The organism is Arcicella rosea (assembly GCF_014204325.1).
GTDB lineage: Bacteria > Bacteroidota > Bacteroidia > Cytophagales > Spirosomataceae > Arcicella > Arcicella rosea_A.
In genome coordinates, this window is record NZ_JACHKT010000001.1 from 268,089 (window position 1) to 292,478 (window position 24,390).

General features: G+C 35.1%; 21 protein-coding genes and 1 riboswitch. Of the genes, 12 read left to right on the forward strand and 9 right to left on the reverse strand.

Annotated features, from left to right (window positions below):
- Positions 1–972 (forward strand): GSCFA domain-containing protein, encoded by a 972-nt coding sequence (locus HNP25_RS01235; protein WP_184128948.1) that lies wholly within the window; start codon positions 1–3, stop codon positions 970–972.
- Positions 973–1,043: 71 nt separating this feature from the next.
- Here the strand turns inward: HNP25_RS01235 and HNP25_RS01240 are convergent, their stop codons facing one another.
- From HNP25_RS01240 to HNP25_RS01270, 7 genes are all read right to left on the reverse strand, one after another.
- Complete coding sequence (locus HNP25_RS01240; protein WP_184128951.1) at positions 1,044–1,586, reverse strand: DUF4136 domain-containing protein; 543 nt, start codon at positions 1,584–1,586, stop codon at positions 1,044–1,046.
- A gap of 264 nt (positions 1,587–1,850) precedes the next feature.
- Positions 1,851–2,804 (reverse strand): Hint domain-containing protein, encoded by a 954-nt coding sequence (locus HNP25_RS01245; protein WP_184128953.1) that lies wholly within the window; start codon positions 2,802–2,804, stop codon positions 1,851–1,853.
- A 28-nt stretch (positions 2,805–2,832) separates the two neighbouring features.
- Positions 2,833–4,377 carry a flavin monoamine oxidase family protein gene (locus tag HNP25_RS01250; protein ID WP_184128956.1) on the reverse strand — a complete coding sequence of 515 codons (1,545 nt, stop codon included), beginning with the start codon at positions 4,375–4,377 and terminating at the stop codon, positions 2,833–2,835.
- Positions 4,378–4,443: 66 nt separating this feature from the next.
- Complete coding sequence (locus HNP25_RS01255; protein WP_184128959.1) at positions 4,444–5,616, reverse strand: pyridoxal phosphate-dependent aminotransferase; 1,173 nt, start codon at positions 5,614–5,616, stop codon at positions 4,444–4,446.
- 434 nt (positions 5,617–6,050) lie between these two features.
- On the reverse strand, positions 6,051–6,533 hold the full coding sequence (locus HNP25_RS01260) for a hypothetical protein (RefSeq protein ID WP_229202752.1): 483 nt from the start codon (positions 6,531–6,533) through the stop codon (positions 6,051–6,053).
- Between the two features lie 40 nt (positions 6,534–6,573).
- A complete protein-coding gene (locus tag HNP25_RS01265) occupies positions 6,574–8,043 on the reverse strand; it encodes a SusD/RagB family nutrient-binding outer membrane lipoprotein (protein WP_184128962.1) in 1,470 nt (489 codons plus the stop codon).
- Between the two features lie 98 nt (positions 8,044–8,141).
- Complete coding sequence (locus tag HNP25_RS01270; protein WP_184128979.1) at positions 8,142–11,321, reverse strand: SusC/RagA family TonB-linked outer membrane protein; 3,180 nt, start codon at positions 11,319–11,321, stop codon at positions 8,142–8,144.
- Positions 11,322–12,020: 699 nt separating this feature from the next.
- Here HNP25_RS01270 and HNP25_RS01275 point away from each other — a divergent pair.
- Both HNP25_RS01275 and HNP25_RS01280 read left to right on the forward strand, forming a co-directional pair.
- A complete protein-coding gene (locus tag HNP25_RS01275) occupies positions 12,021–12,563 on the forward strand; it encodes a YfiT family bacillithiol transferase (protein WP_184128992.1) in 543 nt (180 codons plus the stop codon).
- Between the two features lie 138 nt (positions 12,564–12,701).
- Positions 12,702–13,943: a NupC/NupG family nucleoside CNT transporter gene (locus HNP25_RS01280; RefSeq protein ID WP_184128995.1), complete on the forward strand. Its 1,242-nt coding sequence runs from the start codon at positions 12,702–12,704 to the stop codon at positions 13,941–13,943.
- Between the two features lie 68 nt (positions 13,944–14,011).
- Here the strand turns inward: HNP25_RS01280 and nadB are convergent, their stop codons facing one another.
- Entirely contained in the window at positions 14,012–15,598 is a 1,587-nt protein-coding gene (gene nadB / locus HNP25_RS01285) for an L-aspartate oxidase (RefSeq protein WP_184128997.1), read from the reverse strand.
- A 305-nt stretch (positions 15,599–15,903) separates the two neighbouring features.
- A riboswitch (SAM riboswitch) is annotated at positions 15,904–16,033 on the forward strand.
- 107 nt (positions 16,034–16,140) lie between these two features.
- On the opposite strand from nadB, the gene HNP25_RS01290 reads away from it, so the two are divergent.
- Both HNP25_RS01290 and HNP25_RS01295 read left to right on the forward strand, forming a co-directional pair.
- Positions 16,141–16,398 carry a hypothetical protein gene (locus tag HNP25_RS01290; RefSeq protein WP_184128999.1) on the forward strand — a complete coding sequence of 86 codons (258 nt, stop codon included), beginning with the start codon at positions 16,141–16,143 and terminating at the stop codon, positions 16,396–16,398.
- A 27-nt stretch (positions 16,399–16,425) separates the two neighbouring features.
- A complete protein-coding gene (locus HNP25_RS01295) occupies positions 16,426–17,526 on the forward strand; it encodes a homoserine O-acetyltransferase family protein (RefSeq protein ID WP_310587147.1) in 1,101 nt (366 codons plus the stop codon).
- A gap of 250 nt (positions 17,527–17,776) precedes the next feature.
- Here the strand turns inward: HNP25_RS01295 and HNP25_RS01300 are convergent, their stop codons facing one another.
- Positions 17,777–18,493 carry a phosphatase PAP2 family protein gene (locus tag HNP25_RS01300; protein ID WP_184129000.1) on the reverse strand — a complete coding sequence of 239 codons (717 nt, stop codon included), beginning with the start codon at positions 18,491–18,493 and terminating at the stop codon, positions 17,777–17,779.
- Between the two features lie 55 nt (positions 18,494–18,548).
- Here HNP25_RS01300 and HNP25_RS01305 point away from each other — a divergent pair, with 55 nt between their 5' ends.
- From HNP25_RS01305 to accC, 7 genes are all read left to right on the forward strand, one after another.
- Positions 18,549–19,178 (forward strand): YceD family protein, encoded by a 630-nt coding sequence (locus HNP25_RS01305; RefSeq protein WP_310587148.1) that lies wholly within the window; start codon positions 18,549–18,551, stop codon positions 19,176–19,178.
- Positions 19,179–19,247: 69 nt separating this feature from the next.
- Positions 19,248–19,442, forward strand: a complete 195-nt coding sequence (rpmF, locus tag HNP25_RS01310; RefSeq protein WP_184129002.1) for a 50S ribosomal protein L32 — start codon at positions 19,248–19,250, stop codon at positions 19,440–19,442.
- Positions 19,443–19,615: 173 nt separating this feature from the next.
- A complete protein-coding gene (gene plsX / locus HNP25_RS01315) occupies positions 19,616–20,554 on the forward strand; it encodes a phosphate acyltransferase PlsX (protein WP_184129003.1) in 939 nt (312 codons plus the stop codon).
- A 110-nt stretch (positions 20,555–20,664) separates the two neighbouring features.
- On the forward strand, positions 20,665–21,654 hold the full coding sequence (locus HNP25_RS01320) for a beta-ketoacyl-ACP synthase III (protein ID WP_184129005.1): 990 nt from the start codon (positions 20,665–20,667) through the stop codon (positions 21,652–21,654).
- Between the two features lie 185 nt (positions 21,655–21,839).
- The gene (gene efp / locus HNP25_RS01325; RefSeq protein WP_184129007.1) at positions 21,840–22,403 is read left to right on the forward strand and encodes an elongation factor P; all 564 of its coding nucleotides are present in this window, start codon (positions 21,840–21,842) and stop codon (positions 22,401–22,403) included.
- 19 nt (positions 22,404–22,422) lie between these two features.
- On the forward strand, positions 22,423–22,896 hold the full coding sequence (gene accB, locus HNP25_RS01330; protein WP_184129009.1) for an acetyl-CoA carboxylase biotin carboxyl carrier protein: 474 nt from the start codon (positions 22,423–22,425) through the stop codon (positions 22,894–22,896).
- A 79-nt stretch (positions 22,897–22,975) separates the two neighbouring features.
- Positions 22,976–24,319 (forward strand): acetyl-CoA carboxylase biotin carboxylase subunit, encoded by a 1,344-nt coding sequence (gene accC / locus HNP25_RS01335; protein WP_184129011.1) that lies wholly within the window; start codon positions 22,976–22,978, stop codon positions 24,317–24,319.
- The last annotated feature ends 71 nt before the right edge of the window (positions 24,320–24,390 follow it).

A 24,390-nucleotide genomic window follows, 5' to 3' on the forward strand; every position in this document is an offset into this window, starting at 1 on the left:
ATGGCTGAATTTAGGACAACGTTTACGATTCCAAAAGCTCAAAATAAGATTTCTCTTGATTCTCAACTCATTACGCTAGGTTCTTGCTTTGCGGATGTAGTTGGGAATCAACTGAAAAATAATAAGTTAAAAATTGAAGTAAATCCATTAGGAACTTTATTTAATCCGCTTTCAATTTTTAAGGTTTTATCTCCAGATTATCAATTAGCCGATGAACGCCTCTTCATCGAAAACCAAAGTACTTGGTTTCATTATGATTTCCATTCACAGTTTTTTGCCAGTTCAAAAAAGGAATTAGCACAGACGATTAATGAGAACATCAACGACTTATCAACCAAACTTCAATCAGCCAATTTCGCTTTAATTACTTTTGGAACAGCTTTTATTTACAAACTTTTATCGACTCCGGTTTATGTGGCAAATTGCCATAAAATGCCGAATAAGCTTTTTGAAAAAGACTTATTAAGTGTAAAAGACATTTGTAAAAGCTTTGCGATACTGCATAAGCAATTGAAAACTGCAAATCCGGATTTGAGGATAATTCTTACGCTTTCTCCAGTAAGACATACTAAAGAAGGTATTCCAGAGAATCAGATTTCAAAATCAATACTCCGTGCGGCTTGCCATTATTTAACAGCAGATTATACCGATGTTGAATACTTTCCAGCCTTTGAATTAATGATGGATGATTTGCGTGATTATCGCTTTTATAAAGCCGATTTAATTCATCCTAATGAAGTTGCTGAAAACTACATTTATGAAAAATTTGCGGATACTTATTTCGACGAAGAATTGAAATCTTTTATTGCAGATTGGAATCAAATTAAGAAAAGATTAGCTCATCGTCCTTTTAATGAACAGTCAGCAGTACATCAACAATTTCTATCTACTCTTTTAGTGGATTTGGAGAAAATTAGTACTAGAATTGACGTTTCTGAGGAGATTAAAGAATTGAAGAGCAAACTCTTATAAAAATAAAAAACCTCGATTTAATCGAGGTTTTCAGAGCTTCATTGTTAAATGGTATTGTATAAGAGGAGTTGTTAATTGTTTTTTGCCAAATAACTGTTGGCAGTTACGCTATAATTATCAAAAATTGCTCTGGTAATATTTTTTAAATCTCTATTTGCTAAAGATTTGTTGAATTTCATAATTTTAGAAGCATAGCCAGTCCAAAATACTTTATTTGAACTTTTGTCAATCATCGAAATGATTAATGTTCCATTCTTTAAGTTTTTTCGATACACCTCAAACACATCATTTTGTGTAATTCCGTACACTTTCTTTACTTCTTGTAAATTGAGATTCTTATCATAAATAGCATAAGAAATCAACACATCTGCATTTTCTCTACTTTCAGTGTATCCTCTTATTTCCATTTGCTTCTCAATTTCCTCTTGAATCACCGTTTCGTTTAACGATGATATTGATTCTTGTGGGCGACTCACTTCCTGAACTATCGTAAAAGAACGATTTTCGGTATTTATAGCATGAAAGTCGTTATTGGCTTTCACAAGTATTGTTTCCCGAGTGCATGAAGTAGCAAGAAGTCCAACAATGAATGTTGTAACCACTATGCGTTTCATTTATTTTTAAGATTGTTTTTGGATATTGGCGTTTTAGCCTGTACAAAGGTAGAATAAAATTTTATATAAAATATAACTTTATTAACTTTTTTTTTCACTTAATGTATTTTTACAACAAGTTTTAATTTTAATAATTCTATATTTTCTATGTGTATTTGTTGTAAGTATTTCATTTTGAATTGTTTATGAAAAAATAAATCCCTTCCCCAAAGGAGAAAGGATTTACGGAAATATCCAAAAACAATCTCAAAAAATTAAATATTTTTATTTCTTTAAAACTACAACTGAGTTTACCAGATAACTATTTTTTTCTGTAATCAAATTATAAACTTTATTTACTTTTCTAGCACCAGCTTTAGTAAGAAATACATTGAACTTTTTAAATTTATTTGTTTCGCTATCGTAAACAAACACATTTTGACCAACTTTCAAATCTCCCATCGTTGTTTTACCATTTTCAGTAAAAATTGGGTGATTAGCCGTTGCTTCAAGTTCTTTTAATTTGTATTTGACAGATACAGAAGCAGTAATCATTTCGCTTGGATCTACTAAAAATACTTTCACAATATCAAATTCACTGTTTTCGTGAATATCAATTTTCTCTACAATTGTTGATTCAGCAGATTTTTTGATAGCGTTGTAAGAAACTACATACTCGCCGACTTTTACATCACTAATGTTTTTTGTTTCTCCATTTGCCATTGTGATTTTTGCTTCAGCTGGAAAACAATATTCATATTTGTCTTCTTCTTTGCCTTTATCGCTAGCAACACCAGAGAATTCTTTTGCCAAAACGAAAGCTACACAAGATGAAAACCCAGAAACAGCTTTTTCGCCATCTTTCAAATCATCAATGTATTTACCCCAAGTTTCTTTTTCAGCTAATGGATTTGGAACTACTAAATTGATTCTCTTGCCATCTTTTGGTGTGGTAAAAATCATTAAGTTAGCAATTTCTTTCATTCCAGCCGATTCAAGTACTTTGTATAAGTAAATTCTTCGCTCTAAACCATCAGAAAACTTGAAAACATAAGGAGAAGTACTGTTATCTAATACAAAGTTTCCATCTTTTACATAAGTATCTTTATCTAAGTTTTTGATAGCGATTTTCTTTACAGCTTCAAATTCACTTAGTTTGATACCCATTTTTTCACCTTCTTGGGCGAAAACACTAGTTGATAAAAAAAGTAAGGTTATAAAGTATATCAATTTCTTCATGCTAAAATCTTGTTTTACGAGTTGAAAGCTAAGCAGCGTTTACTCGTTTGTGAATTTGTGTAACTACTGAATTGGCTGATTCCAAAGCTCCAGCCATCCAAGCTGTTAAATGAGAAGTATGTTCTCCAGCTAAATAAATTTCATCATCAGGTTTAATCAAAGCAGGATAGAAGCGTTTTCTTGCTGATTCGCTGTATTCTGCCCAACCGCCTTTTGAATAATTTATTTTTTGCCAAGCTAATGAAAAAGAACTTTCAAATTCAGTTTTGTACTGCGGATGAATTTTTCCACCTTGTTCTAATGCTACTTTTTCTCGTTCTGCTAAACTAAGATTTCCTAATCTTAAAGCTCTATCGTGAAAATTGTAATAGCCTTTCAACACGCCTTTTTTACCCATAAAGTTGTAAGATGGATAAAAAATTTGTGTTATGTCCATATTGGTTTTAGAAATTCCACCAAATATGTTGTCATCTTCTTCCCAGAACCTTCTTTTAAATTGTAATCCAATTTTTCCTGTATTCATATAAGGAACAAAATCTGCTGCTCTACGAATATCTGAAGACAAATCAGATGTAATACCTTTTAAAACAGGCAATGGAATTGTACAAATACAATAATCACCTAAAATTTCCTTAACAGTACCTGTTTTGTCTTTATAAACAATCTTTACGCCTGGTGAAGTTTTTCTGATTTCTTGTACTTCTGCTTGAAATTGAATTTTACCTTCTAATCTCTGTGCAAAAGCATAAGGAAGTGCGTCCATTCCACCAACAGGTTGTAACATTACAGGTTGTTGATTAAAAGTATATTCACCAACATTTGAAAAAGCTGGATGAAAAAGACCAGATTCTACGATATCATGTAATAAATGTGGTGAAGCTAATTCTGGAGATTGCTCTCCGTATCCACCTTGACGTTTATAACCATGACGTTCTGAACCTTTATACTTTTTCATGATGTCCAAATCGCCCTCTTCTTTCAAGTATGCACTTAATTTTTCAAGGTCTTCTTTGGTAACTTCTTCGTCTAATGCTTTTTTGTCAATCGCTTTTGTTAAAAGCTCATTTGTATATCCACGTACATCAGCATGAATTTCTCTGATTTTAACAGGTTTGTTCGATAATTTACCAGTTCCTTCTGAATAATAGTAAGCTCCTTCATTTACGTTCATGAATATCTCTAAAGGGATATTAAATTCACGACAATAGTGTAAAGAAAGTTTATGATTATGAGGAATTCTAGCTGCCCCACCGTTATAATAAAGACCCTTATCGAACTTACAAGTTTGTGTAATACCACCAATTTCAGTTTCTGTTGTTCCGCCTCTAACCGTCCAAACTCTACCACCTGGGCGACTCCTTGCTTCTAAAATGGTTAATTCGTATCCTAATTTTATTAATTCATAAGCACTTGACATTCCAGCTAAACCTGCTCCTAAAATGATAATCTTTTTATTGGCTTTGTTTCGTTGTAAGTTAAGTGGCTCGGCTTTAGCTTCAGGTATTAAACCGAAACCTAGCATGGTCAGGTAACTGGCAGAACCAGTTTTTTCGATAAAATCTCTTCTTGTCATCTGTCGCAAATTAGTAATTCCTTGTGAAATATAAAGGATAAAACGTTTTCACAAGGAATTACAGAACTAAGAAATAACCTTTGTAAAGGCTTCGGCGAATGCCTTCATTTCGTCCATTGTTCCGATTGAAACTCGGCACCAATGTTGACGATCAAATTCCCATTTTCTAAGCATGACGCCCTCAGCAGCCATTTTGGCTAGCATATCAGAACCTTTCATTTTTAGAGGGAAAATAACGAAGTTAGCAGATGACGGTATGTATGTATATCCAGCTTTGGTTAAGAATGAATACAAGTATTGTTTTGACTCCTCAGTATTTTTCAAAGTCAATTGTTGAAATTCTGTATCTTTAAATGCTGCAATGGCTGCTGCAAAAGATGGAACAGACATATCAAAACCACCAGAACAATACGGTTGAATCATTTTTAAAATTTCTGGTTTTGCAATAGCGTAACCGCAACGTAAACCAGCAAAAGCATACAATTTTGACATTGTGCGAAGCACCAAAACATTTTTCCCTGCTTTCACAGCTGGAATCATTGAGGCTGTTTTAGGGTCTTTTGCATAGTCAATATAAGCTTCATCAGAAAGTACAGTAATTTTGTCAGAAACTTTATCAATAAAAGCACTGAATGATTCTGAAGGTAATACTGCACCAATTGGGTTGTTTGGATTAGTGACATACACCAAACTTTGCGAACCATTGATTTTTCCAGCGATGGCATCTAAATCATATTGGTAATCTTTGGTCAAGGCAACTTTTTCCATTGGTACTCTTTCTTCATTACCAGAAATGTAACAAGGGTCACCAACAATGATTTTACCTTTTTGTCCGTATGCTACCAAAGAAGCTGTTAATAATTCAGAAGAACCAGCACCCAATAAAATATAATTTTCAGGTACTCCTTCTTTTTCAGCGATAGCTTTTACTAATTCACCACGAAGTTTGAAAGCATAACGATTTGAATCACCGATTGCACCAATTAAAGCTTGTTTAGTTTTTTCTGATGGTCCCCAAGGATTCTCGTTAGCACTTAATCTAACGAGTGTTTTGGCTGCAAATGGAATATTTGAATATTCTTTTTCAAGTAGAAATTCTGGAAGAAGGCTATATTGTAATTCTTGTCTAAGGACAGGATTTGCAGCAGCTTTTAGAATAAAAGCAGACGCTGTAGTTAAACCAGCGGTTGCAAAAAGACTCTTTTTTAGCCAATTACGGCGATTGAGATTTGATAACATTTCACACAACGTTTAAGAGTGAATGAATTAAATTTATGATGAAGATAACAACGCTTTTTATATTTTCAATGAAAGTCTGTCAAGTAAATTTTCTGAACTCCTACGGGGTTTAAACCCCGTAGAATTCGGAAATTGATTTATAGATTGATGAAGTATGATTGTTGTACTATTTTTATTTAAAGGTAATTCAAAGTTTTTAAAATCAAAATTGATTTCGATAATTTTTTCGTTTAAAAATGTATTAATAAATGATGATATATTTAAAAATGCACGTTTTTTCTGTTGTAAAATTATCTATTCTTTAATTTACTTTGCAAAAATACATAAAATAAGTTTTTTTTTAAATAGAGAGAAACACTCATTTATGTAAAAAATGTTGTACAAAAATAATATTCACGGAATCGAATCTATAGACTTTATTGATTGAAAATAAGCTATTTTACAGAAACCCTAGATAAACGAGTAAAGGCTTGGCTTTTATAAGTACCACTCCAATTAAGAGGAATACTATTCCCTGTAGCTGGGCTTGCAAGCCCTAAAGATTGCCAAGTTTTCTCTACACTAATTTTACCTTTTGCATCAGTCGTTAGTTCTGCTACAATTGCACCGCTATTACGCAAGGTAATCGTGATTTTTGTATTAGCGACTGGAAGAGAGTCAATGCCTTTCGTGTAATCTAAAAGATTGGTTTTGTCTAGTTCAAGTATTCTGGCTGATAAAACTACATTCCCCGCTTTGGTATAACTAATGGTTGGCTCAGTTGCGAAATCACCTGGAGCTGTTCCATCAATGGCTACTAAAACGGGTGATACTACTCTTGGAACGAAAGGGTCATCAACATTTTTACAAGAAGCCATCGTCAATAATGCGAAAAGAGCAATAAGAATAATTGGAGGTAATTTATCTATGTGTTTCATGATTGTTCTAATTTAATGTTAAGTACTGGTCGCTTTTGGTTTATTTTTCTGCCCACCAAAGCTTGGTTTTCATGTCGTTCGGACCACCATTTAGTTTTTCACCTTCTGCCACATTTTTAGCATTCAATGAATATTCTGAACCCGGATAAGGCAACCTTGTTGGAATGATAGCACCGTTTTCAAAAACAGCTCTTGGATCGGCGGCTGGCATCACTGGATAACCCGTTCTACGATATTCTGTCCAAGCCTCAATGCCTTGCCCGAATAAAGCAATCCATTTTTGATCTAGAATTTTTTCACGAGTAACTGTTCCTAATTGTGCAATCAAGTCGCTTGAGCCAGTAACACTAAATTGTGCGAATGAAGCTGTGATTCCTTTTTCGAAATAAGCTTGTGCATCACCAGTGATGTCTCCATCAATACTTGCTTCAGCTAAAATAAATTGAAGTTCTGCATAAGTCATCACTACTTCTGGTGCAGCTGCAGCTGTAAAGAAGCTACCAATTGTTGAACTGCTTTCTAAGTAAGTTGTGGCAATAGCATCTGGTAAACCATTTGCATGACCTTCGTATTTACCCGCTTTATTTGGATTTCCAAATATTTTGATTCTGGTATCACTTACTCCGTTCATTTTGTCAACTAATGTTTTACTTAAATTCCAGTCAGTTCTACCATCTTGAATCAATACTTGATTCCACTCGTTATTACTTGGTAAAATTGTAGTACATTTTAGGGAAGCATTATCATCATTACTTGTAAAGATTGGATACTTTACAGGGTCAGCTAAAATTTCACGCATAATTGCTCTTGATTCAGTGGGCTTTTTAGCAGCTTGACGGTTCGCAAGACGTAATCGCAAAGAGTTCGCAAACTTTTTCCATTTTAAAATATTGCTACTGTAAAGAATGTCTCCAGAAATACTTGGCCCAGCGACGCTTAATTTTTCATTGGCAACTTTCAAATCTTCAAGCATCCCAGCATATACTTTTTCCATAGAATCGTAGGCTGGCGTATAAATTGGTTCAGCTGCTGTTCCTTTTAGGGCTTCAGTGTAGGGAATTGCTCCCCACATATCTGTCAAGATTGAGAAATTCCAAGTACGCATTACCAAAGCAACACCTTCATAGTTTGCATTTGGTATTGTTCCTTTTTCTCCAGAAATGGTTATAATTCTGTTAAAATTTGATTGTGCATCGTTGAAAAAACCTTTCCAGTTATTTAATGGCAAAGCTTGAGAGATACCGTAGTTGTCTCCTTCGTTCGAGTAAATATTTCTGGTTAGATGTTGTATCCAAAGTTCAGCACCGTCAAGATTGATTCTTTCAAAACGGGTACGATGTCCCCAGTAGCGGTCGATGGAACTTTCAATGCCAGTTGGTAAAAGGAATTGTGGTGTAATCGACGACGGATTGTTTGGGTCAACGTTCATTTTATCGAAATTACTTGTACAAGACCCTGCCGCTAAAATTATGCAGGTAGCTAGAAGGTATATTTTGCTAAATTTTCTCATGTTATAAAAATCTTTTTAAATGAATGTGAGTTTTTAGTTTTGCTAAATCAATGAGCTTTACTAGTATTCACAATGATTGCGTTAATCGACTTTGTTGTTTAGAAGCTGAATGATAAATTGGCTCCTATACTTCTAGTAGAAGGTAACTCTCCGTAACCAAAGCCTTGTCTGTTACCGCCATTTGCATCAATTTCTGGGTCTTGGTGAGGATGGTTTTTGAATATCATCAATACGTTGCGACCAACTGCTGAAATTTTAGCTGATTGGAAACCTAATTTTTTCACTAAAGCTGTTGGTAATTTATAACCGAATGATACTTCACGCAACTTTACATAGCTACCATCAAAAATGGCTGCTTCATGATAACGGCGTGGGTTGTTGTAACCATAGTATTGATTGGCACTTACAATAATGTCGTTTGGAGCATATACTTTCGTTCCGTCTGAATTGGTTGAAACAACCTTCACACCTGAACCAATGACACCTTCTTCACGACCGATAGCCGTTTCTGCGTATTGTCCTGTCCAACGAGCATTGGCTGTTCCTTCGTCAAAGATTGAACCACCCATACGCACATCAATCAAAGTAGATAGAGAGAAATTTTTGTAAGAGAAAGTATTAGTGAAACCACCAATCCAATCAGGTTGTACATTACCCAATATTGTTTGTTTTGTTGAAAGCTGTGGTAAACCATTCACCATGATTAATTGTCCGTCTGGAGCTCTTTCAAAACCATAACCATAAAGTGTTCCATAAGGCTGACCAACTCTTGCTTCTGAAGTTAAACCTCTACGTTCGTTCAATACATAAGTAGTTAAACCTTCTGCTAATTCAACTACTTTGTTTCTGTTACGAGAGAAGTTGAAATTTACATCCCAAGAGAATCCATTTGAGAGTTTTAAAGGGCTACCAGAAAGTGTTATTTCGATACCAGAGTTGGAGATTTGACCAGCATTTAAAATACGAGTATTATAACCTGTTGCTTTTGAAATTTCAACACCTAAGATTTGATTCTTGGTTTTTTGTTCATAATAAGTCAAATCTAAATTTACTTTTCCTTTGAATAAGCGAAGGTCTAAACCTGCTTCAAGTCCAGTCGTAATTTCTGGTTTCAATGAAGAATTGGCAATAGTAGTATTTTCAGCAAATTCAGGGATTGAACCGTTCCAAGAAGTACCAGCACGATAAGTTTGTGCCAATTGATATGGGTCGGCATCGTTACCTACTTGTGCTAAACTGAAACGTGCTTTTCCGAATGATAAAACATCTCCTTTGATTCCATCAATCAAATCAGTAAATACTGCACTCAATGATGCTGAAGGATAAAAGTATGATCTGTTGCCTGCTGGTAAAGTAGATGACCAGTCGTTACGAGCAGTCAAATCTAAGAAAATTGCATTTTTGAATCCTAAGTTTACAGAACCAAAAGTACTTTGTACTTCACTCTTCGTAATGGTTGAAGCAATTGTGTTTTGACTTGGAACTGCATTTCCTGCATTGTATAATCCGTCGATTACTAATTCACCAACGTAGATATAATTTCTTTTGTAATAATTACTTCTAACAATTCCACCAGCTTGAGCTGTTATTGAGATGTCTTTATTGACGCTTCCATTATACGTTAATATCGCATCTGTGTTTGTTTCCTGGCGACGAAGTATTTCTTCTGAGAAGCGACCAGGAGTACGGTTTCCGTTTCTTACTCTTTCAAAGTTGACAATATTGATACGAGTATCCGACCAAACGTCTGTTCCTGTTCTCAACATTACACTTAATGAAGGTAGGATTTTATAGTTCATGGCAATATTACCAACTAAACGATCTTTATCATTTGACGACGGTAATTTTTGTTGAATATAGTAAGGGTTCGTAAAGAAAGTATGTTGCCAGTTGGGTGGGTCGTTATCTGGTAGTCTGCCTGCAACTGCTCTTTGAATGTGTGTTGAAGTATATGACTCCCAATCACGTAATTGAGCCCAAGATACACTACGATGCGACCAGATAAATTCTTGACCAGAAGCATAACTTCTGTTATCTGCCCAAGATTTTACGTACTCAGCTGATAAAGTAATGTTGAATTTGTTTGTAAAGTTGTACCCAGAGTTAAATTTGAAGTTATTACGATGAAAATCATTGTAATACATAATTCCTTTTTGGTCGAGATGCCCAACTGATAAACGGAAATTTCCTTTATCGTTTCCGCCAGAAATAGCCACATTATTAGTAAAAGCTGTTCCAGTTTGCCAGAATTCTTGGTAATTATTCGGTTGAGGAGTAAGTGGTGCAACAGCCGTACCAGTCCACCATTGGCGAACCAATCTTCCATCCATTGGTGCTCCCCAGCTTTCGTCAGTTCCATCTGTACCACTCAAAGGTGCATTTGGGCCATAAGCCGCTCTGTACTGTGCAATTTGATTGGCATCTGTAATAGAACCACTCCAACCATCACTGTACCAAGTACGGTATCCGTTACCACCACCATAAGTATTTTGGAAGTTAGGAGAGATAAATGGTCTGTCAGCCACAAAGTTAGAGTTTACTTCAACGCCAATGCCTTTTGTTCCTGCGCCGTTTTTAGTTGTAATCAAAATAACACCATTGGCGGCTCTTGAACCATACAAAGCCGCAGCGTTTGGTCCTTTCAAAACGGCAATATCTTTGATGTTATCTGGGTTTACTTCTGATAAGCCAGAACCAAATTGTTTATCGAAAGTTTGTTGAATGGGGACACCATCAATTACCACCAATGGTTGGTTATTTCCTGAAACAGAAGACGAACCACGAATTTGTATTGTAGCTGCTGCACCAGGCCCAGAACTCGTATTTACTCTAAAACCAGCAATTTTACCAGAAAGTCCATTGGCTAAGTTTGTAGATCTAGCTTCTACAACGCTCTCACCTTTAAGCTGTTGCTGAGAGAAACCCAATGCTTTTTTATCTCTTTGTACACCCAATGCAGTAACAACAACTTCGCTTAATTGCATTACATCAGGGTTCATTTTTACAGATATTGAGCTTTGCGAACCCACTGGTACTTCATAAGGAATCATTCCAACAAAAGTAAAAACCAATACATCTTTCGACTGGCACAATATGCTAAATTTCCCTTCACTACTTGTATTTGTACCGCTTGTAGTTCCTTTAATTAATACTGTTATACCGGGCATTGGTGCGCCATCTTCTGCCGAAGTAACTGTGCCTGTTACAGTCTGTTTTTGAGAAAATGCTGTTGATGAAACCAGCAGTATTCCCCATAAGAATAGTAAAATTTTGTTCATAAATGTTTGTTGTTATATGGTTGGTTATTCTGTTTAATTCAAGATTTCTTGGGTAAAAGCAAAAAGTATGTCAGGCCAGTGATTTGGGGTCAAAGGCTAAAAAGAATCGATACTCAGTTTTAAATAAATTTTAAAATAAAAGGAACACCAACTTCGCTTTTGGAGTAAAAGCGAAAATGCGGTTTAATAAAATAGTATAAATTGAAGTGTTGTTTTTGGAAAGTAATAAAATAAAGGAATTAGTACTAGTCTGCTTGACTTTTTGGAAGTCGAGTAATTGTTGTTGTTTTAGTTTGTTGTGTTTTTTGATATAAGAAATTATACTTAATGCAAAATTCAAAGAGTTCTTAATAAATGCTTAAATACAGTTTTTTATTTTGCTTTTCGTTAATTTCATAGTACGATTATAATGAATTTATTTAAATAACCAAACATAATTTTTAAAAAATGTGCAATAAATGACTGAATAAAAATATATTTATTTCATATTTTATATTAAATATAACCTTTTCAAGAGCTGATAAAAATTAGCCTTTAAAATGATAAAAGTTTTATATTTAGTTAACATGTTTTGAAGTAAGAATTTCTTTGTAAGTGACTGTAAGTTAAACTACTTAATTCTAAGGAAGTAATAGGCTCTTGACATTTGTAATTGAATTTTACTTTATATTGTAACCTGAAATAATAACAAAATGAAATATGGAGAATCTGTCTTTAGAAAAATTGCGCTATCCAATTGGAGCATTCACAAAACCTACAAACATCGATGATGAATTATTGAACGAATGGATTGAAGATATTGAAGCTTTACCTACTTTATTAAAACAAGCAGTAGAAGGTTTGAGCGATGAACAGCTATCGTTGCCTTACCGTCCAGAAGGTTGGACTTTGCGACAAACCGTAAACCATGTTGCGGATTCACATATAAATGCTTATTGTCGTTTTAAATTAGCTTTGACGGAAGATACTCCCACAATCAGACCTTACGAAGAACAATTTTGGGCAGAATTAGAAGATGGAAGAAATGCACCAATAGAATGGTCGCTAACATTATTAGAAGCACTTCACAAAAGATGGACTGTACTTTTGAAATCATTAACGAAAGAGCAGTTTGAAAGAACATTTGTACATCCAGCTTCGGGAGATGAGAATACACTTCGTACAGTAACGGGCATGTATTCTTGGCATGGACGACACCACACTGCTCATATTACCGAGTTAAGAAAACGTTTAGAAATCTGACTTGAATCTTGATAAAATACAAAAAAAGCGAGCGAAGGCCTTTTAGTTTCTAGCATTCATCGCCTTTCGTCTTTTTTGTCTTATCTTTAACTTTTGATTCAACAACCACATAAAAGATTTGGTATTAACACTTTGTACATGGAACGTTTCACAGGACTTATTGGAATTGTATTAATTTTAGGAATTGCCTTTTTGATGTCGAATAATAGAAAAGCTATCAACTACCGCACTGTTGGCGTTGGTTTGGCTTTGCAGTTTGGTTTGGCAGTTTTTATTTTACGTACTGATATTGGAAAAACACTTTTTACAAAGTTAGGAGAGATGGTGAATCAGCTATTAGAAAAAGCTGATAAAGGGGCAGAATTTGTATTTAGTTCTTTGGTTCAGCCAGAATTAATGACGAAAGCTTTTGGACCAGGGCATGATTTCGTTTTCTTTTTTAAAGTAATTCCTACGATTGTATTTGTAGCGGTGTTGGTAAATATTCTTTACCATCTTGGTATTATGCAAAGAATTATTGCCGTTTTGGCAAAAGGTATGCACTGGCTAATGGGAGTAAGTGGGGCAGAGGCACTTTCAAATGCGGCTTCGGCTTTTGTAGGACAAGTGGAGGCTCAGATTATGATTAAACCTTATTTAAAAGGAATGACAAAATCTGAATTATTGGCTTCGATGACGGGAAGTTTTGCTTGTATTGCTGGAGGAGTAATGGCTACTTATATCAAGTTAGGAGTACCTGCATCTTACCTTTTGGCGGCAAGCATTATGGCTGCACCCGGTGCTTTGGTGATTTCTAAAATCGTTTATCCAGAAACTGAAAAATCTGAAACACAAGGATTTGTTCAGCTTGAAATCAAAAAAACACATTCTAATTTGGTAGATGCTATTGCTTCTGGTGCTTCTGAAGGATTGAAAGTAGGTTTTAATGTAATTGCGATGCTGATTGGTTTTATTGCACTGATTGCTTTAATTGATTCAATTTTATGGCATATTGGTTTTTACGTTTTCGGAATGCCAAATCTTAGTATGAACTTCCTTTTAGGAAATGTTTTCTCTGTTTTTGCATGGGCAATGGGTGTACCCGCTAAAGACACGCAAGTTGCGGGAGCTTTGATGGGAACTAAAATGGTTGTAAATGAATTTGTTGCTTACTTAGATTTAGTGAAAGTAAAAGAAACACTTGATGCTAAAACATTGGCTATTACAAGTTTTGCTTTGTGTGGATTTGCTAACTTTAGTTCGGTAGCAATTCAGATTGGTGGTATTGGCGAGTTAGCTCCTGAACGCAGAACAGATTTAGCAAAATTAGGTTTCAAAGCCTTGATTTGTGGTACTTTAGCAAGTTATTTGTCTGCAACTTTAGCGGGATTACTTCTCTAAGAATATGATTATTACATAAAAAAGCCTGACGAAGTATTTACTGCGTCAGGCTTTTTTATGTACTTTAACTAATTTTTAATGTTATCAAGATTGTAATGTAAACCTTTGTTTTCTTTACGAGCTCTTGCATCTTTAATAACCAAGTAAGCTACATTAATCATATTTCTCAGTTCGTTGATTTGAACGGAAATTTTTGATTGTCGATAAAGTTCTTCGTGTTCTATGTAAATCAATTCCAAACGGTCATAAGCTCTTTTTAGTCGTCGGTCTGTTCTTACAATACCCACATAATTACTCATGATAGATTCTAATTCACGAGCCATTTCTGTTACTAAAACTAATTCTTCTGGATGCGTCGTTCCTTCATCGTTCCAATCTGGAATATTGTTTGGAATGATGTTATCTTCAAAGGTTTCTATAGATTTTAAGAAAGCTCTGTGTGCATAAACAATGGCTTCAAGTAAAGAATTTGAGGCTAGACGATTAGCTCCGTGTAATCCCGTTGATGAACATTCGCCAGCGGCAAATAAGTAATTAATATTAGTCTGCGAATACTCATTTACCTTGATTCCTCCACACAGATAATGTTGTGCAGGTACTACAGGAATCATATCTTTTTCAGTGATTTCTAAACCAAGATGTTGTTTACAGTACTCATAAATCATCGGGAAATGATGTTTGAAGTCTTCACTATCCAAATGACGAGTATCTAAATAGACATGGTCAACACCATTTTTTTTCATTTCAGAGTCAATTGCTCTGGCAACAATATCTCTAGGTGCAAGTGAAAGACGTTCATCATACTTTTCCATGAAAGTAGATTCATCAATATTTTTCAGAATACCACCATGTCCACGCAAAGCTTCAGAAATTAAAAAAGAAGGCTTTTTGCCAGGTTGATATAAAGAAGTAGGATGAAACTGAATAAATTCCATTCCTTCAACCAACCCTTTGGCACGATATGCCATAGCTATACCATCGCCTGTTGCAATCGTTGGATTAGTTGTACTTTGATATACCTGACCGATTCCTCCAGTAGCCAAAAGAGTTGTTTTGGCTAAAAAAGTTTCTGTTTCTCCAGTTAAAGTATTTAAAATATAAGCACCAAAGCATTTTTTATCAGGAGTATCTTTTGTTACTTTTTCGCCTAAATGATGTTGCGTAATTAAGTCGATCGCAAAGTAATGCGTAAAGAAATCAACGCTTTTGAAAGACTTTACTTTTTCTAAAAGTGCTCTTTCAATTTCGTTTCCTGTTGAATCTTTATGATGTAAAATTCTTTGGTCAGAATGTCCGCCTTCTTTTACTAAATCATAAGTACCATCATGCTTTTTATCGAAATTAGTGCCATAAGAAATCAGTTCTTTTAAGCGTTCTGGGGCTTCGGTCACTACAATCTCAACCGCTCTTTTATCAGACATGAAATCACCAGCCACCATGGTATCATTGATATGTTTTTCAAAAGAGTCATCATCTTTCCAAACCGTAGCAATGCCACCTTGTGCATATTTTGTATTACTTTCTTCTTCAATGGTTTTGGTAAGAATCGCTATTCTAATATCTTGACCTTTTTCTTCAAAATAAGAAGCAATTTTTGCTGTGTAAGAAAGCCCTGCAATGCCTGAGCCGATAACTAAAAAGTCGTATTGGGGCATAATGATGAAAAAAGGCTTGCCGCCCGCATTTTATAAGTTAATGTACAATTTAATGTCATGAATAAGCAAAGTTATTTTAAAAACTCCTTTATTTATACTTTGGGTTGGAAATTATCTGTAATAATCAAGCCGTCAAAGCCTCTTAAAATAGAAGAATTGCCATTCATTGTGTTTTAAATACTGTTTGAGTAAGAAGATTGTTCACAGAGAATTCTTCTAAAAATTTGCATTTACCAGCATTGAGGTTTTACTTTGCATCATCAAGTCAATTTTCTTCCGAGGTTTTCAGCCTCATCGAAGTAATTGATTTATAAAGAAGAAGGGAGAGAATAGGCTCTATGAACTTCTGGCAACCTACCGCTCGTAAAAGGCAAGGTGCTAATTCCTACCTAAAATAGATAGCTGATTATTTGGCTTTTTTAGGAAATATAAACCAATTACGATACTCTCCCAGTCATTTTCATGCTGTAAAGTATTCGTCGGGTTTACGATTTATTTTCGTTTATCGTCATGATTTTTTCATGACCAAATTTGTCAGCTTTATGTCAAAATTTATTCAAGTAACAACGGGGAATTACCTCATTGTCCACGGCTTCGACGCCAACAATAAGGAAATTATTGAAGAAGTAATAGTTACCGAAAAGATGGTGAAAATTGTAGCCATCAAACGCATTCAGTCAATTTCAGCGAAATATATTTTAGTTACGGGTTCGCACGGGAGGATGATGTATTGGGAGTATGAGGAAAGTTTTGAGGATTTACAAAAGCAATTGTCCTATAATTCGCTTTTGATTGAGTAAATAACGTTTCACACAAAAAGAGTATTGGTGCTCATTTTTTATCCATTGAATAATCTTTTTAAATATAATAAAGCCTTCAAATTAGAGGCTGGAGGCATTTTGCCAGAAATTGAACTAGCGTATCAAGCTTTGGGTAAGATGAACGAAGACTGCTCTAATGTAGTTTGGGTTTGTCATGCTTTTACGGGTAGTCAAGATGTTGAAGATTGGTGGCAAGGTTTGGTGGGAAGAGGTAAACTATTCGACCCTGATAAGCAATTTATCATTTGTGTCAATGTTTTAGGTTCACATTATGGAAGTACTGGGCCACTTTCTATTAATCCAGAAACTGGCGAGCCTTATTATCATACTTTCCCGTTTATTACTATTAGAGATATTGTAAATTCATTCGATTTACTTCGTGAACATCTCGGAATAAAACGCATTAGAACTTGCATTGGCGGTTCTTTGGGTGGACAACAAAGCGTAGAATGGGCGATTTCTCAGCCTGATTTGATTGAAAACCTGATTTTAATTGCAACCAATGCACAGCATTCACCTTGGGGAATTGCTTTTAATGAATCACAAAGGATGGCGATTGAAGTTGACCCTACTTGGAAAGAAAGTAATCCACAAGCTGGAATTGAAGGAATGAAAGCTGCTCGTGCTACCGCTTTGATTTCATACAGAAATTATGAAACCTATGGTGTAACGCAAGCCAGAAACGACGAGCCTTTGGGTAAAGTACATCGTGCTACAAGTTATCAGCGTTATCAAGGTGAAAAATTAGCACAGCGTTTTAATGCGTATTCCTATTATGTGCTTTCACAAGTAATGGATTCTCAGGATGTGGGGCGTGGGAGAGGTGGTGCAATTCAAGCACTTTCGCAGATTAAAGCAAAAACGTTGGTAATGGGTATTAAATCGGATGCACTTTTCCCGATTAATGAACAAGCATTTTTAGCGAAACATATTCCAGGAGCAACTTTTCAAGCCTTAGATTCTTTATACGGTCACGATGGCTTTTTGATAGAAAGTCAATTAATTACAAAAGCCATTAAACTTTGGCAAAAATTTGTGAAGTTGGATGTCAATCCAATGTATGATTTTTTTAAGAAATTGGAAAAGAAAAACTTAGCAATTCATTAAACATAAACATGAGTCATCCCAAATTTTAAAATCACAAAAAAGCGGTCAAAAAACTAATTTCGACCGCTTTTTTATGATTGATGGGCAACGAATTCCTACTGTTTGAGCGAAGCGAGTTTAGGAATTCTTGAATTTCTTTTGTTACTTTTCTTGTTTCAAGACAAGAAAAGTAAGGATTGTACAATAATAAATAAAAAAACCTCTCAAATCGTCCTAAACCTCACTATTCTAAGAAAAAATTCGGGATGACTCATGTTTTTTTATGACTGGATAATTTCCGTTTATGCCACTCTTTAGGATTATTTGCTAACATCCTGTTGATTAAAATATAAACCAAAAGACTACTGAAAGTCCCAATTACCGAACCCGCCAAAACATCTTCAGGAAAATGCTGAAACAAATAACATCTTGAATAACCCGCTAAACAAGCCAGTAATAAAAAGAGTAAAGACCATTTTTTGTTGTAAAGGAATATTGTCAATAAAGTGAAAATCGCAAAGGCAGTAGTAGTGTGCCCAGATGGAAAACTCAAATGAATATTAATTTGTAAACCTTCTACAAAATGCCAGTTGACATGCTTATCTGCAAAAAAACTAAGTGGACGAAGAGTATCAAAACTAAGTTTTAATGAGGATGAAAGCAATGAACTCAATGCCAGCGATGCTGTCAACATTAACGCTTTATCATAACTAATAAATAAGTAAACCAAAATAATTGCTACAAAAAACCAACCTTCTCCTAATTGTGTTGCCAATTGAAAAAAATAATCAGCCCATAAACTAAAGTGCTGATTGATGAATAACATTTGTTCTAATTTACTGTGCGTAACTACCCAAATTAGCACAAAAAGCCAAACAATTGCATATAAACCAAAGTAAGAAAGGTTGTTTTTGATAATTTGTTTCATAGAACAAAGGTCGTTATCGAAAAGATATTTGCCAATAAGTACTTGTAATATTTTGTTCAATACTTGTCAATGTAAAAAATAGTCCCTAATTTTGCAGTCTTTTCGATGAAACCAAGTGAATAAGAGCATATTAAATACATTTAGAATTGACATCTTTCGCCTTGAAAACAAGCATTATGTGCATGAATTTGAAGGTGGAGACGAATTCTTTGTGGCATTAGAACAAGATTTAATCGAAAAAGGGCATTTTAAAACAACTGTTACCCTAGATAAATCGGAAGTAATGATACAATTATTGTATCATATTGTAGGTTCTGTTGAACTAACTTGTGATCGTAGTTTAGATACTTTTGATTTTCCTGTAGATATTACTCAGAAAATGATTTTAAAGTTTTCTGACCATACAGAAGAGATTACAGATGAATTGATGCTTATTGATAGAAACACACAGTATATCAATGTTGCCCAAGATATTTATGAATTCATTGGCTTGCAAATTCCAATGAAAAAGCTTCATCCCCGTTTTCAAGTTGAAGAAGAAACATTTTTGTCAGATTTTGATGAAGATGATGATTCAGACGAAGACTTTGAAGATTTAGTTTGGGAAGATGACGACGAAGGTGAAATTGTTTATTCTACTTCAACGGCAGATTCAGAAGATGATGACGAAGAAGAGCAATCAAGCGAAGATGAACCAGAAATTGACCCACGCTGGGCAATTTTAAAGAAATTGAACAACAATTAATGATTTGCTTCCATACATGCAAATCACATTTTAAATAAATAAAGAATCATAAAATAAAGAAATAAGCAAATGGCACATCCTAAACGCAGACACTCGACAACTCGTAGAGATAAAAGACGTTCACACGATTTTGGAACTCCAAAAACAATCACTACAGATCCAACAACTGGTGAAATTCACTTACGTCACCGTGCTCACGTATTTGAAGGAAACTTGTTTTACAAAGGTAAAATGGTTGTAGAAGGTTATGCAGTTCAAGCATAATTAGTTGATTTTGGTAATTGCCTATCACATAATGTGCTGAATATCAATATTCAAGCTAAGATTTGATAAAAAACTATCAGTTTTCAAAACTATTTTCAAACAAAAAGGCTGTTTCACACTTCATAAAATGTTATTTTTGCAATTCTGTTAATGAATAACAAAATAATAATTGAATGAAGATAGGGATTGATGCAATGGGTGGAGATTTCGCCCCAAAAGCTATCGTTGAAGGAATAGTATTGGCAGCTCAAGAATTACCTGCTGGCGTAACCATCGTTTTGATTGGGCAAACGGCAGTAATTCAGCAGATTATTGATAACCAAAATTTTAAGGGTTCTAACATTGAAATTGTGGAAGCGAATGAAACAATAGAAATGGGTGAACATCCTGTAAGAGCATTACAGTCTAAACCCAATTCCAGTATCGGAGTTGGGTTTAAACTTTTAAAGACAGGAGTAATTGATGTATTTGCTTCTGCTGGTAACACAGGTGCAATGATGGTTGGTTCTTTGTTTTCTATCAAAACGATAGAAGGTATCCAACGCCCACCGATTGCAGGTTTTGCTCCACAAATTGATGGTAGCCTTGCGGTGATTCTAGACATTGGTGCAAATGCCGATGTAAAGCCCGAAATGTTAGCACAATTTGGTATTTTAGGTTCAATCTATGCAAAAGCTACAATGGGTATTGAATCTCCAAGAGTTGCTTTAATGAATATTGGAGAAGAACCAGAAAAAGGTTCAGTCGTCGTTCAGCAAGCCTACAAACTACTCCAAGAAGAAAGAAAAATCAATTTCGTCGGAAATATCGAAGGAAAAGATTTCTTCAAAGCAAAAGCAGATGTTATTGTAACAGATGGCTTTACAGGTAATATTCTCTTGAAAATGGGAGAATCTTTGTACGGAATCTTGTCTGAAAGAGGCGTTAAAGACGACTTCATAGATCAAACAAATTATGAAGCCGTAGGAGGCAGCCCGATTATTGGCGTTAACGGAAACGTTGTTATCGCTCATGGTTCTTCGTCGGCACTTGCTACCAAAAACATGGTTCATCTATGCCACCGCATTGTTGAGTCTAAGCTTACTGAAAAAATTAAAAAAGCGTTTGCTTAAAGTAATACAAAATGAGCGAATTTAAGATTTTGAATAATCTTTTTGCAAAAATCTAATTTCATGATTTGATTTTTCAAACATTTTGTCATTCGATCATTTCCCATATAACCATGACCAAAATCACTGCAGCAATTACCGGAGTACAAGGTTATGTACCCGAAGATATATTGACCAACGATGACCTTGCAAAATTTGTTGACACCACAGATGAATGGATAATGAGCCGAACGGGTATCAAAACACGCCATATTCTACGTGGTGAAGGTAAAGGGACATCTGTCATGGCAATAGAAGCAGTTAAAGGTTTGTTAGCCAAAACGAATACTAAGCCAGAGGAAATAGATTTATTAATTTGTGCTACCATATCTCCAGACCACTTTTTTCCAGCTACTGCCAATATTATTTGTGAAGCAGTCGGTATCCCTCATGTTGGTTCTTATGACCTTGCTGCCGCTTGTTCAGGCTTTCTAAATGCACTTGTGACAGGAGCAATGTTTATTGAAGCTGGCCGATACAAGAAAGTTGTAGTGGTTGGTGCTGATAAAATGTCTTCTATTGTTGATTATACTGACCGAACTACTTGTGTATTGTTTGGCGATGGTGCAGGTGCTGTACTGTTGGAAGCCAATACAGAAGGCTTGGGTATTCAGGATTTTATTTTGAAATCTGATGGCTCTGGTGCTAATCATTTAATACAAAAAGCTGGCGGAAGTGCTTATCCACCAACTCATGAAACAATTGACCAACGTCAACACTTTATACATCAAGAAGGTCAGGCTGTTTTTAAATTTGCTGTAACCAGAATGGCAGATGTTTCAGCCGAAATTATGGAACGCAATAATTTGACAGGCGAAGATGTTGATTTTCTTGTACCACATCAAGCCAATAAAAGAATTATTGACGCCACTGCAAACCGTATGGGTATCGGGCCTGATAAAGTAATGTTAACTATCCAAAAGTATGGTAATACTACGGCTGCTACAATTCCATTATGTTTATGGGAATATGAATCTCAACTAAAAAAAGGCGATAACCTGATTTTAGCAGCATTCGGTGGTGGATTTACTTGGGGTAGCATTTATCTAAAATGGGCATACTAAGCTAATTTAGCGAACAATGTAACTTGCAAAATTTCTGATATTTATTTATTTCACTATTTATTAATAAAAGACTAATTTTGCAGACATTTTATTTTCAATAAAGAAATCATTAAAATTCAATAGCGATATTCACTTGTATAGGTTGTATTAATATTTTCCTTAAAGTACAATATCAATAATAAAAAATGGCAAATACTGCAGACATCAAAAACGGTTTAGTAATTAAATTCAATAATGATTTATTTTCAATTATTGAATTCTTGCACGTGAAACCAGGTAAAGGACCTGCTTTTGTAAGAACAAAATTAAAGTCATTGACTTCTGGAAAAGTCATTGATAATACTTTCAACTCAGGCGTAAATATTTACCCTGTACGTGTTGAACGTAGAGTATTCCAATACCTTTATGCAGAAGAATTTGGATTTACTTTTATGGACAATATTACTTTCGAGCAAATCACGCTTAATAAAGAAATGGTTGAAGCAGCTGATTTGATGAAAGAAGGTCAAGAAGTTGAAATCTTGATTAATGCTGAAACTGAATTGCCAATCTCTTGCGAGATGCCTCCATTTGTAGAATTAGTAGTAACTTACACAGAGCCTGGCATTAAAGGCGATACCGCTAATGCACCCAAAAAACCTGCAACAGTTGAAACTGGAGCAACTATTATAGTACCATTATTCATCCAAACAGACGAAAAAATTAAAGTTGATACTCGTACTTACGAGTACGCTGAAAGAGTAAAGTAATCCCTATAACAGTCCAAACATGGAAAATAAAGAAATTCAGAAACTCCTTGATTTTATTGCACAATCAACGCTTGATGAAGTAAACATCGAAACGTCGGAGTTAAAATTATCTGTGAAACGTTATGGTGCAGCACCAGTAATTCAGCAAGTGGCCGCTCCACAAGTAGTGGCTGCCCCAGTAGCTAGTCCTGCAACAACGGCTGCTCCTGCCGCACCAGCTACTCCAGTTGCTGCTCCTGTAGTTGCGACTAATAGAGTAACGATTAAATCACCAATGATTGGAACGTTCTATCGTTCTGCTGGACCTGATTCACCTTCTTTTGTTGAAATAGGTAAAGAAATTACAAAAGGTAAAACTGTTTGTATCATTGAAGCAATGAAGTTATTCAATGAAATTGAGTCTGAAATTTCAGGTAAAATTATTGAAGTATTGGTTGAAAATGCAACGCCAGTTGAATATGACCAACCATTGTTTGTTGTAGAACTGGCTTAATTTGAAGATAGAATAATTTGCTAAACCTCTTAGTTGTCAAATTATAAATTCTCAAGTTTTCAAATGCTCAAATTGAATCATGTTTAAAAAAATATTAATTGCCAACCGAGGTGAAATTGCTCTTCGCATCATCAGAACTTGTAAAGAAATGGGCATCAAAACGGTGGCTGTTTATTCAACTGCCGACCGTGAAAGCCTCCATGTAAAATTTGCTGATGAAGCTGTTTGCATTGGTCCACCGCCAAGTCGTCAATCTTACTTGAATATTCCTGCCATTATTTCAGCTGCTGAAGTTACTGGTGCTGATGCAATTCATCCTGGATACGGTTTCTTGTCTGAAAATGCAGAATTTTCAAGAATTTGTGCTGAATATGGTATCAAATTTATTGGAGCTACCGCCGATCAAATCAATTCGATGGGTGACAAAGCAACAGCTAAAGAAACCATGAAAAAATCAGGTGTTCCTGTTATTCCTGGTTCTGACGGTTTGATTGATACTGTTGAAGAAGCAAAAGTATTAGCGAAAGAAATTAAATACCCAGTTATCATCAAAGCTACGGCTGGTGGTGGCGGACGTGGTATGAGAATTATTCGTCAAGAAGAGGAGTTTGATAAGTTATGGACAGATGCTAAAACTGAATCAGCAGCAGCATTTGGAAATGATGGTCTTTACATGGAAAAATATGTTGAAGAACCACGCCATATCGAAATTCAAATTGTTGGAGACCAATTTGGAACAGTGTGTCACTTATCTGAACGTGATTGTTCAATCCAACGTCGTCATCAAAAATTGTGTGAAGAAACTCCTTCGCCAGCACTTTCGCCTGAACTAAGAGCGAAAATGGGTGAAGCGGCTATTAAAGGTGCAGCAGCTATCGGTTACGAAGGTGCTGGTACTATTGAGTTTTTGCTTGACAAACATGGAGATTTCTACTTTATGGAAATGAATACTCGTATCCAAGTAGAACATCCAATTACTGAAGAAGTTACAGATTTTGACCTAATTAAGGAACAAATTAAAGTAGCGGCAGGTGAAGCAATTTCAGGACAAAATTATTTCCCAAAATTATTCGCTTTAGAGTGTCGTATCAATGCTGAAGATCCTAAAAATGGCTTCCGTCCATCTCCAGGAAAAATCACCAACTTGCACCTTCCGGGTGGTCGTGGTGTAAGAATTGATAGTCACGTGTATTCAGGCTATACAATTCCACCAAATTACGATTCAATGATTGCGAAAGTAATCGTATCTGGACAAACTCGTGAAGAAGTTTTACTTCGTATGAAGCGTGCCTTGCAAGAATTCGTTATTGAAGGAATTAAAACAACAATTCCATTCCATATTAAACTGATGGATGATGAACGTTTTAAATCTGGAAACTTTACAACTGCCTTTATGGATGGTTTCGACTTGAGTAATTTGTAAAATCATTCTTATTAATAAGTAAAAAGATGGCTTCAATTTGAATAAATTGAGGTCATCTTTTTTTATGTATT